The organism is Klebsiella sp. JB_Kp004, assembly GCF_040065795.1.
Taxonomy (GTDB): domain Bacteria; phylum Pseudomonadota; class Gammaproteobacteria; order Enterobacterales; family Enterobacteriaceae; genus Klebsiella; species Klebsiella quasipneumoniae.
Map to the genome: position 1 here is coordinate 35,005 of NZ_JBEAKW010000036.1, position 14,789 is coordinate 49,793.

Sequence of the window (14,789 nt, forward strand, 5' to 3'; positions counted from 1 at the left end):
GATCAGCTTAGACCTGAAGCTGCCCGGGAAAGCGCGGTCGTTGAATTTTTGTGAGTAATATCCTCTGATTACGACAGATATAGCATTTTATTATCTGTTCTTTATTAATGAATTTAACGTCTGCACACGTTTGTTAGTATGAGAATCAGTAAAAAGTATGAGGCAGTTAATTATGAATTAAATAATTTTAAATTGTCGTGTTTAGCCGCGCTTTGTATTTTATTCTCAGGATATCAATAAAAGGGAATGGTCATGTCAGAAAAAGGATTACATAGCTTATGTATTACCATCGGTATCATGTTCATTTTTTGGTTATGCATCATATCGTTTTTTTGGACAATTTTCTCGTGAACCTTTCCAGCGGGCGTTCTGTGTGACCTGGTTGCGCTGTTTTACATAACAGTTACTTAAAAGTGTTAATTTATAACAACTGATATATGATAAAGGGAGGTTGCAGCAAGGAAAGGGTGACAATGAAAAAGTATCAACAGCTGGCGCAGCAGCTGACCGACCAGATCGCGCTTGGCGTCTGGTTGCCGGGCGATCGGCTCCCCTCGCTGCGCGAGCAGGTGGTCAGCAGCGGCATGAGCTTTATGACCGTCAGCCATGCCTATCAGCTACTGGAAAGCCAGGGGCGCATCGTCGCCCGACCGCAGTCGGGATATTACGTCGCCCCCCAGCCGGTGAAGCTTCGTCAGCCGGCGCCGCCTGCTCAGGTGACCCGCGATGAAGCGGTAGATATCAATACTTACATCTTTGAGGTGCTCCAGGCCAGCCGCCAGGCGTCAATGCTGCCCTTTGCCTCGGCCTTCCCGGACCCGCGTCTCTTTCCACTCCAGCAGCTTAACCGTTCGCTGGCGCAGGTGAGTAAAACCGCCACCGCCATGAGCGTGATTGAGAACCTGCCGCCGGGCAACGCGGAGCTACGGCACGCCATTGCCCGGCGCTATGCCCTGCAGGGGATGAACGTCTCGCCCGACGAGATCGTCATTACCGCTGGAGCGCTGGAGGCGCTAAACCTCAGCCTGCAGGCGGTGACCGAGCCCGGCGACTGGGTGGTGGTGGAAAATCCCTGTTTCTACGGAGCCCTGCAGGCACTGGAGAGGCTGCGTCTGAAGGCGCTGTCGGTGGCCACCGACGTCAAAGAGGGCATTGACCTGACGGCGCTGGAGGCGGCCCTGCAAAACTATCCGGTCAAGGCCTGCTGGCTGATGACCAACGGCCAGAACCCGCTCGGCTTCACCCTCAGCGTCGAAAAAAAAGCAGCGCTGGTGGCGCTGCTGGCGCGCTATGACGTGATGCTGATTGAAGATGATGTTTACAGCGAGCTCTACTTTGGCCGCGAGAAGCCGTTGCCGGCGAAGTTTTGGGATCAACAGGATATGACGCTGCACTGCAGTTCGTTTTCAAAATGTCTGGTGCCCGGCTTTCGCATCGGCTGGGTGGCGGCCGGGAAACAGGCGCGGCGGATCCAGCAGCTGCAGCTGATGAGTACGCTCTCCACCAGCTCGCCGATGCAGTTAGCCCTGGTGGATTACCTGTCGACCAAACGCTATGACGCCCATCTGCGCCGTCTCCGTCGCCAGCTGGCGGAACGTAAACAGCAGGCCTGGCAGGCGCTGCTGCGCCATCTGCCGCCGGAGGTCACTATCCATCACAGCGACAGCGGCTATTTTCTGTGGATCGAACTACCGGAAGGGGCCGACGCCAGCGTGCTGAGCGCCAGGGCGCTGGCGTCGCACATCAGCATCGCCCCGGGAAAAATGTTCTCCACCTCCGCCAGCTGGACCTCGTTTTTCCGCTTTAATACCGCCTGGGGCTGGGGAGAACGCGAAGAGCAGGGGGTGAAGCGCCTGGGCGAGCTAATTCGTGAGCAGCTTTCCTGAGCGCTTTGGCTATTATTCGCCGCGATAAACAATCGCTAAAAATAAACGAAGATGGATTTTTATCGAGGCCGGTCATTATTTTACCGGCACTCACCATAGGAAATACGCATACCCCTCCTTTTTCTCTAACTCGTTGTCTATAATCCATAAAGTCAGTCTTGTGTTGGCGATTTTTGCGTAATGCGTCCCGGGTCACAACCTGAATAAATTCCCCCGAGGGCGTTAATCCGCTGACTACCCTTATTTCAGGAGATATTTTTACGGCACGGCTGCCGCTAATTCCCTTGTGACAGGAGTAACACCTGATGAGCAAAAAATTGGCCCGTTGCAGCCTTTATGTGCTGGGGATGGCCTGCCTGACCGTCCAGGCGGCTGAGCCACTCACCTCGCTGGATAAACCGGAAGGGCGGCTGGATATTATTGCCTGGCCGGGGTATATCGAACGCGGTCAGACCGACAAGCAGTACGACTGGGTCAGCCAGTTTGAAAAAGAGACCGGCTGTCAGGTTAATGTGAAAACTGCCGCCACCTCTGACGAAATGGTTAGCCTGATGGCCAAGGGCGGCTACGATCTGGTGACTGCCTCGGGCGATGCTTCGCTGCGTCTGATCATGGGCAAACGCGTTCAACCGATTAACACAGCGCTGATTGCCGGGTGGCACACTCTCGACCCGCGCATTGCGCAAGGGGCATGGTTTAACGTCGGGGGCAAAGTTTACGGCACGCCGTATCAGTGGGGACCGAATCTGCTGATGTACAACACCCGCGTATTCCCGACGCCGCCGGACAGCTGGAGCGTGGTCTTCGTGAAGCAGGATCTTCCGGATGGCAAAACCAATCAGGGGCGGGTGCAGGCCTATGATGGCCCGATCTATATCGCCGACGCCGCGCTGTTTGTCAAAGCCACCCAACCGCAACTGGGGATCGAAGATCCCTATCAACTGACCGAAACCCAGTACAACGCGGTGCTGAAGGTGCTGCGTGACCAGCAACCGCTGATCCACCGCTACTGGCATGACGCCACCGTGCAGATGAACGACTTCAAAAACGAAGGGGTGGCCGCCTCCAGCTCGTGGCCCTATCAGGCCAACGGCCTGAAGGCGGAAGGCCAGCCTGTCGCTACCGTATTTCCGAAGGAGGGGGTGACCGGCTGGGCGGATACCACCATGCTGCACAGCGAAGCGAAGCACCCGGTCTGCGCTTATAAATGGATGAACTGGTCGCTCACGCCGAAGGTGCAGGGCGATGTAGCGGCCTGGTTCGGCTCGCTGCCGGTGGTGCCTGAGGGCTGTAAAGCCAGCGCGCTGCTCGGAGAGAAGGGCTGTGAGACCAACGGCTATGACCAGTTTGCCCGCATCCACTTCTGGAAAACACCGGTTGCCGAGGGGGGGAAATACGTTCCCTACAGCCGCTGGACGCAGGACTACATTGCGATAATGGGTGGCCGCTAAGGATCGGAGGCAAACAATGACGTACGCGGTCGAGTTTCAGAATGTATCGCGCCTGTATGGCGATGTGCGGGCGGTGGACGGGGTCAGCATTGGCATCCGCGACGGCGAGTTTTTCTCCATGCTGGGACCTTCGGGCTCGGGGAAAACCACCTGCCTGCGGCTGATTGCCGGTTTTGAGCAGCTCTCCGGCGGCACCATCCGGATCTTCGGTCAGCCGGCCAGCGAGCTGCCGCCCTGGCAGCGGGACGTCAATACCGTGTTCCAGGACTATGCGCTGTTTCCCCATATGTCGATCCTCGACAATGTCGCTTACGGCCTGATGGTCAAAGGCGTGGCGAAGAAAGCGCGCCATGCCCGCGCCCAGGAGGCGCTGGAGAAGGTGGCCCTCGGTTTTGCGCACCATCGCAAGCCTTCCCAGCTCTCTGGCGGTCAGCGGCAGCGGGTCGCCATCGCCCGGGCGCTGGTGAACCAGCCGCGGGTGCTGCTGCTCGACGAGCCGCTGGGCGCCCTGGATTTAAAGCTGCGCGAGCAGATGCAGGTGGAGCTGAAAAAGCTGCAGCAGTCGCTGGGGATCACCTTCATCTTCGTCACCCACGACCAGAGCGAAGCGCTGTCGATGTCCGATCGCGTGGCGGTGTTTAACAACGGGCGCATTGAGCAGGTGGATGCCCCGCAGGATCTTTATCTGCATCCGAAGACCGCCTTTGTCGCCGGTTTTGTCGGCACCGCCAACGTCTTTGAGGCCGAGGCGGCCCGGCGGCTATGCGGCCTGGCGGGCTGCTGGTCGCTGCGCCCGGAACATGTTCGCCTGCAGGGCGGCGGCGAAGTGCAGGTGCAGGGCGTGGTGCAGGCGGTACAGTATCAGGGGGCGGCAACGCGGATCGAGCTCCGGCTGGCGGATGGCGACAAGCTGCTGGTCAGTCAGGCCAATATCGACGGCGCGGCGGCGGCGAGCGTTCCGCGAACCGGGCAAACGGTGCAGGCGTCATGGTCGCGCGCGGCGATGACCCCGCTGGAAAGCGGAGGCTGAGATGACCATGGCGATTGTTCCTGCGCAGGCCGGACGCGTATCGGGGATCTTCTGGCGCCGGCCGGCGCTGGGCCTGTTTTTGCTGCTGCTTGGGCCGTTGATGTGGTTTGGCATCGTCTACCTGGGATCGCTGCTGACCCTGCTGTGGCAGAGTATCTATACTTTTGACGACTTCACCATGTCGGTGACCAGCGACTTCACGCTGGCCAATCTGCAGGCGCTGTTCAACCCTGCCAACTACGATATTATCGTTCGCACCCTGGTCATGGCGCTGTGCGTGACGCTGGCCAGTGCCCTGCTGGCGCTGCCGATGGCCTGGTATATGGCGCGCTACACCAGCGGCAAAATGAAGGCCTTCTTTTATATCGCGGTCATGCTGCCGATGTGGGCCAGCTATATCGTCAAAGCCTACGCGTGGGTGCTGCTGTTGGCCAAAGATGGCGTGGCGCAGTGGTTCCTCGGCCATCTCGGGCTGGAAGGGGCGCTGAACGCTCTGCTGACCATCCCGGCGGTGGGCGGCAACACCTTATCCACCTCCGGACTCGGACGCTTCCTGGTCTTCGTCTACATCTGGCTGCCTTTTATGATCCTGCCGGTGCAGGCGGCGCTGGAGCGTATCCTGGGCTCTTTGCTGCAGGCCTCGGCCGATCTTGGCGCCGCCCCGCGGCAGACCTTCCGCTACGTGGTCCTGCCGCTGGCTATTCCCGGGATTGCCGCCGGGTCGATCTTCACCTTTTCGCTGACGCTGGGCGATTTTATCGTGCCGCAGCTGGTCGGCCCGCCGGGGTACTTTATCGGCAATATGGTTTACTCGCAGCAGGGGGCGATCGGCAATATGCCGATGGCGGCGGCGTTTACCCTCGTGCCGATCGTGCTGATTGCCCTTTATCTGGCGTTCGTGAAACGTCTGGGAGCCTTCGATGCACTCTGAACGCGCACCCTGGTATCTGAAACTGGCGACATGGGGCGGGGTGGTCTTTCTCCACTTTCCGCTGCTGATCATCGCCATCTATGCTTTTAATACGGAAGATGCCGCCTTCAGTTTTCCGCCGCAGGGGCTGACGCTGCGCTGGTTCAGCGAGGCGGCAGGGCGCAGCGATATTCTGGAGGCAGTGACGTTGTCACTTAAAATTGCCGCCCTGTCGACGTCCATTGCCTTAGTGCTTGGCACGCTTGCTGCAGGAGCCCTGTGGCGGAGCACCTTTTTTGGTAAGAACGCGGTGTCGCTACTGCTGCTGCTGCCCATCGCCCTGCCGGGGATTATTACCGGCCTGGCGCTCCTGACCGCCTTTAAAGCGGTCGGCCTTGAGCCTGGGCTGCTGACCATCGTGGTGGGGCACGCGACCTTCTGCGTGGTGGTGGTGTTTAACAACGTCATCGCCCGCTTCCGCCGGACCTCCTGGAGCCTGGTGGAGGCCTCGATGGATTTGGGGGCGACCGGCTGGCAGACCTTTCGCTACGTGGTGCTGCCCAATCTGGGATCGGCGCTGCTGGCGGGCGGGATGCTGGCATTCGCCCTGTCATTTGATGAAATCATCGTCACGACTTTTACCGCGGGGCATGAGCGAACTTTGCCGCTGTGGTTACTGAATCAGCTGGGGCGGCCGCGAGATGTGCCCGTCACCAACGTTGTCGCGCTGTTGGTGATGCTGGTAACAACGATACCAATCTTAGGGGCCTGGTGGCTCACCCGCGACGGCGATAACGTCGCCGGAAACGGGAAATAAAACCATGAAACAGGATAATGCTATGCAACACAACCTCTTGATAAACGGTAAGTTAGTGGCAGGTGAAGGCGAGAAGGTGCCGGTATACAACCCTGCGACCGGCGATGTGATCCTGGAGATTGCCGAAGCGACAGCGGCCCAGGTGGATGCCGCCGTTGAGGCGGCGGATCGGGCGTTCGACGCCTGGAGCCAGACGACGCCGAAAACGCGCGCGGAATGTCTGCTGAAGCTGGCGGATGCCATCGCGGCGCAGGCGGAGACCCTGGCGCAGCTGGAGTCGCTGAACTGCGGCAAGCCGCTGCACTGCGTGCTTAACGATGAGATGCCGGCCATTGCGGACGTTTTCCGCTTTTTCGCCGGCGCCGCCCGCTGCCTGCCGGGAATGGCGGCCGGAGAGTATCTGGAAGGGCATACCTCGATGATCCGTCGCGACCCGGTGGGCGTGGTGGCCTCCATCGCGCCGTGGAACTATCCCCTGATGATGGCGGCCTGGAAGCTGGGCCCGGCGCTGGCGGCAGGCAACTGCGTGGTGATAAAACCCTCCGAGATCACCCCGCTGACGGCGCTGAAGCTGGCAGAGCTGGCAAAAGATATTTTCCCGGAAGGGGTGGTCAACGTACTGTTCGGCCGCGGCAAAACGGTGGGCGATCCGCTGACCGCCCACGCGAAGGTGCGAATGGTTTCCCTGACCGGGTCGATTGCCACCGGCGCGCATATCATCGGCCATACCGCCTCGTCGATTAAACGTACCCATATGGAGCTGGGCGGTAAGGCGCCGGTCATCGTCTTTGACGACGCGGATATCGATGCGGTGGTGGATGGCGTTCGGACCTTCGGGTTTTACAACGCCGGCCAGGACTGTACGGCCGCCTGCCGGATCTACGCCCAACAGGGTATTTATGAGCAGCTGGTGGAGAAGCTCGGGGCGGCGGTGGCCAGCCTGAAAATGGGAGCGCCGGAGGATGCCGCCACCGAGCTGGGACCGCTGAGCTCGCTGGCCCATCTTGAGCGCGTTAGCGCCGCGGTGGAAGCCGCAAAGGCGCTACCACATATTAAAGTGGTGACCGGCGGCAATCGGGCGGACGGCGCGGGCTATTATTTCCAGCCGACGCTGCTCGCCGGCGCCCGGCAGGAAGACGCCATCGTGCAGCGCGAAGTGTTTGGCCCGGTGGTCAGCGTGACGCCTTTCAGCGATGAAGCGCAGGCCCTGAGCTGGGCAAATGACTCCCAGTATGGTCTGGCCTCTTCGGTGTGGACGAAAGATGTTGGCCGCGCCCACCGGCTCAGCGCCAGGCTGCAGTACGGCTGCACCTGGGTCAATACCCACTTTATGCTGGTGAGTGAAATGCCGCATGGCGGCCAGAAGCTGTCGGGCTATGGGAAAGACATGTCGATGTATGGCCTTGAGGATTACACCGTGGTCCGCCATGTGATGGTTAAACATGGCTAACGGATTGACCCATAAGCGGCAACGAATGATTACGCAATGGGTGTGTTAGTTCGCTAATAGTCACGATGGCAAAAATGGTTAAAACTCGCGGCGGGGAATGTGAGATTATTCTGATACCCCTTCAAGAGCTAAGCCATCGTGAGTGCCGGAGATAAGCGCCGGATGGGGTTCGCCAGTCACCCTGGGCGCGTCGCGCCCGGCGGGTGAGGCGGCAACGTCGCGGTTTGCGACCCAATACCGGCCCCTGCCTGATGGCAGGGGCTTTTTTTATGTCCGCACTAAGCCAGGAAGAGGAGTATGCCAGCGATGCTGGCGCAGGAAGGAAATCGCGTTAACCGTGTTCAGCGCTTGGTTTTTTTGCTCGGCAAGCTGGCGCTGCGACGGTCCCGTATATAGGAAATAAGATTATACACCGCCGCGACCAGCAGGATCAGCGCGATGACCAGGGTGATGATTCCGGACATATCCACCTCGAAATAGAAAAGCGCACAGCGCTAAAAACATTACCAATAGTTATGAATGTAAGTATTCTCTGAAGAGAAGGCAAATGATATTTGTTGTCATTTAGCGCTATTGGGGGCCCTCGCCAGCGAGGCCTGACATGAAAAGGTTAAGTTACAACGGCTTGTAGCCGCCTTTTATCTTATTAAGATCCAGCGCCTGCGCGGTATATCGCATTTTCGGCCAACGCGCGATAATCTTTTGGTTTGCGATTGGCGAAATATTATCTTTATCAGACGAATCAGATTGCGCTGAACAGAAACTATTTCACGACGATAAATAAGGCTTTTATATTTACGGTTAACGGGTAATATTTATTCGCAATATTTAATAACCGGCGCGTCAATCCGCCATACGCGCCAGCGCGGTGGCGCACGCTCCCGGGTTTGACTTTCCGCCGCCGCTCATGCGATCATTTCACGCATATTCGGTTTTAACGTTGATGTCGCTGTGAAAATTTTTGCTTTTATTCTGCTGGCTGTCGGCACCGTGGCGCTGAGCTATGGTAACGCGCCGGCAAAACGTATTCAGGGCTGTGAGAGCGCGGGAGTGGGGCAGGCCGTTTGCGCCGCCGCCGAATGGGATAGTGAGAAAGTGAATGTTTTGCCTCATTATAACCCTGCGCTAAACAAGGTTATTTTCGCAGGTCACTCAGCCCGTGTTGTTTATGACCCTAATATAGGCGCGAGCCTCCGCACGTAAAAAAGCAGCCCAGAGGGCTGCTTTTTTAGGTTTCGTTGCTGAGTAAAATGATTAAAACCAGCCAAATCTCACCGACAGCAGGCTGATAAGCGCGAACGCGGCGCAGACATTAATCATAACGACGGTCTTGCTGGAGACATCCATAACGCCACCTTAATGAGTAAGTCCCTAAAGGTATAGTACGGCGGGCGCGGTTGCGCTATCGGATTAAGACGAATCGGGCTTTGTTCTGAATATTCAGCCCGATTCTGAATTTGTTATACAGGTATCTCTGAATCACGACGTCATGGCAGATAATTATCCCACCATGGAACGCTCCTCAGGGAAGGAAAACGAAGAATGACGTTATATCAAAAAATGTTGGTGTTTTACGCCATTATGGGCGTGATCTGCGCCGTAATTAGCTGGTTTTTAACCAAAGAGAGCCGGGTGATCCGCCTGCTGGCGGCCCTGTTGATCGGCGCCACCTGGCCGTTCAGCTTCCCGATGGCGCTCCTCGTCTCGCTGTTTTAACGCTCCGGCGGCGGACGACAGAAAAGGGTGGCGGCAAGGATAAGGTTACTGTATAAAAACACAGTAACCTTATCATGGAGGCAAACAGGTGAACGGTTTCTTTTCGTCCGTCGCAGGCGCCACATTGCGTTGGCTCGATCTTCCGGGAGAGGGGCTTCCGCTGGTGTTTATCCACGGCCTCGGCTGCGCGTCATCTTACGACTACCCCCGCGTCGCCAGCGCCCCCGCGCTCAACGGGCGGCGCAAAATACTTATCGATCTACCGGGCTTCGGCTACAGCGATAAACCGCACGACTTTAGTTACAACATACATAGCCAGGCGCAAGGAGTGGAGCAAGTCCTCGACCACCTGCGCCTGCAGCGCTTCGCGCTGTACGGGCATAGCATGGGGGGAAGCATCGCCATCGAAGCGGCAGGGTTGCTGGCGGAGCGGGTGACCACGCTGCTGGTTTCTGAACCCAACCTGGTCGCCGGAGGCGGCGAGTACAGCCGGCGCATAGCGGCGCAGTCAGAGGCGGCCTTTATCGCCGAAGGTTACGCCAGGATGCTGGCGGAAGAGCGCTCGCCCTGGGCCGGCTGTTTGCAAAACAGCGCCCCCTGGGCCGTCTGGCGAGCCGCCAGCAGCCTGATACACGGCAGCGACACCCCCTGGTTTACCCAGCTCTGCCAGTTGCGCTGTCAGAAGATGCTGATCGTCGGCGAGCAGTCGCTCCCTTATGCGGATATCGAACGGGTAGAGGCGCAAGGGATCCCGGTCGGGATTGTGCCCCACGCGGGGCACTCGATGGCGTGGGAAAACCCGGAAGGGCTGGCGCAGCTTATCGCCAGCCACGGCTAAGGGGGGGACGGCGTCAGAATGGCAGTTCGCGAGGCTGGGTCTGGAGCGTTATCCAGCGCAGCTCGGTAAATTCCGCAATCCCGGCCCGACCGCCGAACCGGCCATAGCCGGAGGCTTTGCAGCCGCCAAACGGCATTTGCGCTTCATCATGAACAGTTGGACCATTGATATGGCAGATGCCGGTTTGCAGACGTTGCGCCAGGTTCCACGCTCTGGCGCTGTCGCGGCTGTAGACCGCAGCGGAAAGGCCATAGTCGCTGTCGTTGGCTACCGCCAGCGCCTCTTCGTCGTTATTAACGCGAATAATCGCTTTTACCGGGCCGAAGGACTCTTCGTTCCACAGCCGCATCTCGCGGGTGACGCCGTCCAGCAAGGTAGGCGCCATGTGGGTATCGCTGGCTTTGCCGCCGGTCAGCAGGCGGCCGCCTTTGGCTAAGGCATCGTCGATTAACGCGTTGCAGCGGGTGACGGTGTTCATGTCGACCACCGGGCCGGTCAGGCTGGCGGGGAGAGAAGCGGCGCGCCTGGTCAGCAGAGGGATAAAGCGCTCCGCCACGGCGTTGTCGACAATAATGCGCTCGGTGGACATGCAGATCTGTCCGGCGTTGGCGAAGGCGCCAAAAATGGCGCCCGCCGCCGCCTGCTCAATGTCGGCATCGTCGAGGACCAGCAGCGGCGCTTTGCCACCGAGCTCCAGCACCGCCGGTTTCAGATACTGCCCGCAGGTGCGGGCGATAATCCGCCCCACCGGCGTGGAGCCGGTAAAGTTGACGCGCCGCACCGCCGGATGGGCGATCAGCGACTCCACCAGCGCCGGCGCGTCTTGAGGCGCGCAGGTGAGATAGTTCACCACGCCCGGCGGGAAGCCCGCCGCGTCGAGGGCGTCGATAATCAATCCTTGTGTAGCCGGGGAGAGCTCAGCGCCCTTGAGGATCACCGTGTTGCCGCAGGCCAGCGGCGTCGCCAGCGCCCGGGTGGCAAGGATCAGCGGCGCGTTCCACGGCGCCATGCCCAGCACCACGCCGGCACCCTGGCGGACCCCCATCGCCAGATTGCCCGGCACGTTGGATGGAATGATCTGCCCTTCGATCTGGGTGGTCAGCGCCGCCGCTTCGCGCAGGATATCGGCCGCCAAATGGACGTTAAATCCCGCCCAGTGGGCGGTGGCGCCGGTCTCCGCCGCCATGGCGGCGATAAATTTAGCTTCCCGCAGCAGCATATGCTCCGCCGCGTCGAGCAGTAAGCGTCGCCGTTCCGCCGGGGATGTATCGCGCCACTGCGGGAAGGCGCTGGCCGCGGCCTCGACGCAGCGTTTACCGTCGGCGAGGCTGGCGGCAGCGGCAACCGAGGCGACGTCATCGTGGGCAGGGTGGCGCCGGGTAAAGGTCCGACGGTCTTCGGCATCGTGCCACTGGCCGTCAAGGTACAGATTGCAGGTGATTGTCATGGAGGTAACCTCTTATTCTGCGGTTCCTCCAGTGTACCGGTCGCGGCTGGCGGCGAGCGTGAGCGGGGCGGTTATCGCACATTTTTTTGCCGGAATTGTGCGTAGCTCACAACATCCCAACCGTACCTGGCGCAAAAAGCAGCGCGACGCCGATTAAATCAGCAAATTCAGCGCGATTGGCATAAGGTGATAGCCATTGATTATTTGCTGGGGGCCAGGGGCTGTGCTGTTATTACGGTTCTTATAATCAATAATCAGGACTTATAACCATGTCTACAGGGAAAACCACGCTGGCGCTGCTGCTGAGCGCGCTGCTGCCGGCCAGCGCCGCATGGGCCGCGGGCAATGACACGCTGGTCTATTGCTCAGAGGCCTCCCCGGAGTCCTTTAACCCGCAGATCGCCAGCTCCGGCCCGTCGTTCGTCGCCAGCTCGCAGGTGCTGTATAACCGCCTGGTCACCTTTGACCCGGTGAAGAACACGCCGATCCCGTCGCTGGCCACCGAGTGGCACGTCTCTGAAGATGGCAAAACCTGGACCTTCACGCTGCGTCAGGGAGTGAAGTTCAACAGCAATAAATTCTTCAAACCGACCCGCGATTTTAACGCCGACGACGTCCTGTTTTCGGTACTGCGCCAGATGGATCCTCAGCATCCTTATCACAAGGTGTCGCAGGGGAACTATGAGTACTTCCACGATGTGGGCCTCGATAAGCTGATTAAGTCGGTGAAAAAGGTCGATGACTATCACGTCCAGTTTGTGCTCAATCAGCCGAACGCGGCGTTTCTTGCCGACTGGGGAATGGACTTCGCCTCTATTCTGTCGGCGGAATATGGCGAGGCGATGCTGAAGAAAGGAACGCCAGAAAACGTCGATAACTGGCCTGTCGGCACCGGACCCTATGCTCTGCAGCAGTATAAAGTGGATTCGCAAATCCGCTATATCGCCAATCCCCACTACTGGGAAGGCGAGGTGCCGACGAAGCACCTGATCTTCTCCATCACGCCGAACGTCGAGACCCGACTGGCTAAACTGCAGACTAACGAGTGCCAGATTATTCCGGCGCCTTCGCCGGTACAGTTCCCGGTGATCAAGGGCAATAACGATCTGACGCTGCACGCCGTCGAGGCGCTGAACGTCGGCTATCTGGCGTTCAACACCGAGAAAAAACCGTTTGATAATGTGCTGGTGCGCCAGGCGTTAAACTACGCTACCGACAAACAGGCCATCGTCAGGGCGGTGTTCCTCGATTCCGGTACGGTGGCGAAGTCGCCAATCCCATCCACCATGCTCGGGTATAAAAAAGACCTCCCGGACTACGACTACGATCCGCAGAAAGCGAAGGCGCTGCTCAAACAGGCGGGTCTGGAGCAAGGGGCGGAAGTGACCCTGTGGTCGATGCCGGTTCAGCGGCCCTACAACCCGAACTCAAAACGCATTGCTGAAATGATCCAAAACGACTGGGCGAAAGTCGGGGTGAAAGCGAAGATCGTCAGCTATGAGTGGGGCGAATACCTGGCCGGCATGCGTAAAGGCGAACACGACAGCGCCCTGTACGGCTGGATGTCAGACAATGGCGACCCGGACAACTTTGCCGGCACGCTGCTCAGCTGTGATAATATCCAGACCGGCTCTAACGCCGCCCGCTGGTGCGATAAGTCGTATGACGCGCTGGTGAAGAAAGCCCTGCAGGTGAGCGATCCGCAGGCGCGCGCCAAACTCTACGAACAGGCGCAAGAGATCTTCTACCAGCAGGCGCCGTGGATCACCCTGGCGACCGGCAAGACCTTCTATGCCACCCGCAGCAACGTCAGCGGCTACACTGTGAGCATGATGGGGAGCGATTTTTCCAAAGCGAAGCTGAATTAAGTGAAAGGAGAACAGAATGGCACATCTGGATGAGGTCATCGTTAAAGTCGATGACATCCTTGCCGAGGGCGTTATCGCGCATATGAATGAGCTGCTGATCGCCCTGAGCGATGACGCGCAGCTCGGTCGTGAGGAACGCTATACTCAGCAGCAGCGCCTGCGCACCGCCATCGCTCACCATGGGCGACAGCATCAGGAAGAGCAGGACGCGCGCCGCGAGCAGTTGACCAAAGGCGGCGCGATCCTCTGAACAGGCGCTCAGAACTGGCGTCTGGCCACCAGCCAGGCGCCCACCACCAGCATCACCGCGCCGCATAATGGCCCGATCAGCGCCCGCAGCGGTACGCCGTGGGCGCGAATTAAATCCATGATCAACCCGCCGACCAGCTGGCTGGCCACCAGTACCGCGATGGTGGTGGCTGCGCCCACGGTCTGATAGCCGCTGATGCTGGCGAAGACGAAAAAGGATCCCAGCATGCCGGGGATCAGCGTCCACCACTTCACGTTCAGGGCCAGCTCATGAAAGCCGGCGACACCCTGGCGCAGCAGCAACAAGGTCACGAAAATAACGATACCGACCAGCGAATTGAGCAGCATGGCGATGAGGATCGTCGACACCGACTGGGTGATGCGCACCATCAGGGTGTTCTGCACCACCAGGCCTACGCCGGCGGCCACCAGAAAGGCGAGGGTAAGCGACCCATTCATGCCTGGCCGTCCGGGTCCTGGCGCGCATCAAGCTGTAGCTGCATAAAGGTCAGATCCAGCCAGCGACCAAATTTGGTTCCCACCTGCGGCATCTGCCCGGTGGTGATAAAGCCCAGCGTTTCATGCAGGTGCAGCGAGGCGTGGTTCTGCGACTCGATCCCGGCGACCATCACATGTTTATTCAGCCGACGCGCTTCGGCGATCAAGGCGACCAGAAGTTTGCGGCCCAGGCCTTTCCCCTGGTGCTCGGGGTGAACGTACACCGAATGCTCCACGGTGTGGCGAAAGCCGTCAAACGCGCGCCAGTCGCCAAAGGAGGAATAACCGGTGATGACGCCGTTTTCCTCGCTCACCAGCACCGGAAAGCCTGCCAGCTGGCGGGCTTCAAACCATGCGATGCGGTTGTCGGTATCCACGGTTTTGTCATTCCAGATAGCGGCGGTATGCACGACGGCGTGGTTATAGATCTCGGCGATCGCCGCGCAATCGTCTTTAATGGCAGGGCGGATGGACATAGCAAACCTCAGTTTTTCGTACACTATAGTAGTACGATATTATTACAATAATGAACGCCACGCTGTCATCCGTTTTCAGCAAATTTTTTCCTGATGGGCCAGGGGTTACGCGGCCCGACGGGCGGTTGTGTAATGCCTGCGCGCACACTATAG

The 14,789-nt window shown here is 58.9% G+C and carries 16 protein-coding genes; 11 read left to right on the forward strand and 5 right to left on the reverse strand.

The window, feature by feature from the left end; genetic code table 11:
* Positions 1 to 473 precede the first annotated feature (473 nt).
* The 6 genes from ABLX76_RS15920 to patD all read left to right on the forward strand — a co-directional run bounded on the left by ABLX76_RS15920 (position 474) and on the right by patD (position 7,544).
* A complete protein-coding gene (locus ABLX76_RS15920) occupies positions 474 to 1,886 on the forward strand; it encodes a PLP-dependent aminotransferase family protein (RefSeq protein ID WP_332081549.1) in 1,413 nt (470 codons plus the stop codon).
* 305 nt (positions 1,887 to 2,191) lie between these two features.
* The gene (gene ydcS / locus ABLX76_RS15925) at positions 2,192 to 3,337 is read left to right on the forward strand and encodes a putative ABC transporter substrate-binding protein YdcS (RefSeq protein ID WP_023289895.1); all 1,146 of its coding nucleotides are present in this window, start codon (positions 2,192 to 2,194) and stop codon (positions 3,335 to 3,337) included.
* Between the two features lie 16 nt (positions 3,338 to 3,353).
* Positions 3,354 to 4,367 (forward strand): ABC transporter ATP-binding protein, encoded by a 1,014-nt coding sequence (locus ABLX76_RS15930; RefSeq protein ID WP_004202778.1) that lies wholly within the window; start codon positions 3,354 to 3,356, stop codon positions 4,365 to 4,367.
* 1 nt (position 4,368) lies between these two features.
* A complete protein-coding gene (locus tag ABLX76_RS15935; protein ID WP_348874840.1) occupies positions 4,369 to 5,298 on the forward strand; it encodes an ABC transporter permease in 930 nt (309 codons plus the stop codon).
* Positions 5,288 to 6,094, forward strand: a complete 807-nt coding sequence (locus tag ABLX76_RS15940; protein ID WP_065881573.1) for an ABC transporter permease — start codon at positions 5,288 to 5,290, stop codon at positions 6,092 to 6,094. Before ABLX76_RS15935 ends, ABLX76_RS15940 begins: the two co-directional genes overlap by 11 nt.
* A 22-nt stretch (positions 6,095 to 6,116) precedes the next feature.
* A complete protein-coding gene (gene patD / locus ABLX76_RS15945) occupies positions 6,117 to 7,544 on the forward strand; it encodes an aminobutyraldehyde dehydrogenase (protein WP_049013245.1) in 1,428 nt (475 codons plus the stop codon).
* A gap of 341 nt (positions 7,545 to 7,885) precedes the next feature.
* On the opposite strand, the gene ABLX76_RS15950 is transcribed toward patD, so the two are convergent.
* On the reverse strand, positions 7,886 to 8,008 hold the full coding sequence (locus tag ABLX76_RS15950) for a small membrane protein (RefSeq protein WP_004175940.1): 123 nt from the start codon (positions 8,006 to 8,008) through the stop codon (positions 7,886 to 7,888).
* A gap of 487 nt (positions 8,009 to 8,495) precedes the next feature.
* On the opposite strand from ABLX76_RS15950, the gene ABLX76_RS15955 reads away from it, so the two are divergent.
* Positions 8,496 to 8,747: a hypothetical protein gene (locus ABLX76_RS15955; protein WP_117136113.1), complete on the forward strand. Its 252-nt coding sequence runs from the start codon at positions 8,496 to 8,498 to the stop codon at positions 8,745 to 8,747.
* 51 nt (positions 8,748 to 8,798) lie between these two features.
* Here the strand turns inward: ABLX76_RS15955 and yncL are convergent, their stop codons facing one another.
* Positions 8,799 to 8,891, reverse strand: a complete 93-nt coding sequence (yncL, locus tag ABLX76_RS15960; protein WP_002906891.1) for a stress response membrane protein YncL — start codon at positions 8,889 to 8,891, stop codon at positions 8,799 to 8,801.
* A 195-nt stretch (positions 8,892 to 9,086) separates the two neighbouring features.
* Here yncL and ABLX76_RS15965 point away from each other — a divergent pair, with 195 nt between their 5' ends.
* Both ABLX76_RS15965 and ABLX76_RS15970 read left to right on the forward strand, forming a co-directional pair.
* Positions 9,087 to 9,260 (forward strand): GhoT/OrtT family toxin, encoded by a 174-nt coding sequence (locus ABLX76_RS15965; RefSeq protein WP_008804686.1) that lies wholly within the window; start codon positions 9,087 to 9,089, stop codon positions 9,258 to 9,260.
* A gap of 88 nt (positions 9,261 to 9,348) precedes the next feature.
* Positions 9,349 to 10,098, forward strand: a complete 750-nt coding sequence (locus tag ABLX76_RS15970; protein WP_049013243.1) for an alpha/beta hydrolase — start codon at positions 9,349 to 9,351, stop codon at positions 10,096 to 10,098.
* A gap of 13 nt (positions 10,099 to 10,111) precedes the next feature.
* On the opposite strand, the gene ABLX76_RS15975 is transcribed toward ABLX76_RS15970, so the two are convergent.
* Positions 10,112 to 11,545 (reverse strand): aldehyde dehydrogenase, encoded by a 1,434-nt coding sequence (locus tag ABLX76_RS15975; protein WP_348874844.1) that lies wholly within the window; start codon positions 11,543 to 11,545, stop codon positions 10,112 to 10,114.
* 269 nt (positions 11,546 to 11,814) lie between these two features.
* Between ABLX76_RS15975 and ABLX76_RS15980 the strand changes: the two genes are divergently transcribed.
* Positions 11,815 to 13,413, forward strand: coding sequence for an ABC transporter substrate-binding protein (locus ABLX76_RS15980; RefSeq protein WP_348874847.1), 1,599 nt, complete (start codon positions 11,815 to 11,817; stop codon positions 13,411 to 13,413).
* A gap of 16 nt (positions 13,414 to 13,429) precedes the next feature.
* Positions 13,430 to 13,663, forward strand: coding sequence for a YdcY family protein (locus ABLX76_RS15985; RefSeq protein ID WP_348874849.1), 234 nt, complete (start codon positions 13,430 to 13,432; stop codon positions 13,661 to 13,663).
* 8 nt (positions 13,664 to 13,671) lie between these two features.
* Here the strand turns inward: ABLX76_RS15985 and ABLX76_RS15990 are convergent, their stop codons facing one another.
* Positions 13,672 to 14,121 (reverse strand): DMT family transporter, encoded by a 450-nt coding sequence (locus tag ABLX76_RS15990; protein ID WP_023289888.1) that lies wholly within the window; start codon positions 14,119 to 14,121, stop codon positions 13,672 to 13,674.
* On the reverse strand, positions 14,118 to 14,636 hold the full coding sequence (locus ABLX76_RS15995) for a GNAT family N-acetyltransferase (protein WP_023289887.1): 519 nt from the start codon (positions 14,634 to 14,636) through the stop codon (positions 14,118 to 14,120). The genes ABLX76_RS15990 and ABLX76_RS15995 overlap by 4 nt, the downstream gene beginning before the upstream one ends.
* Positions 14,637 to 14,789 lie beyond the last annotated feature (153 nt).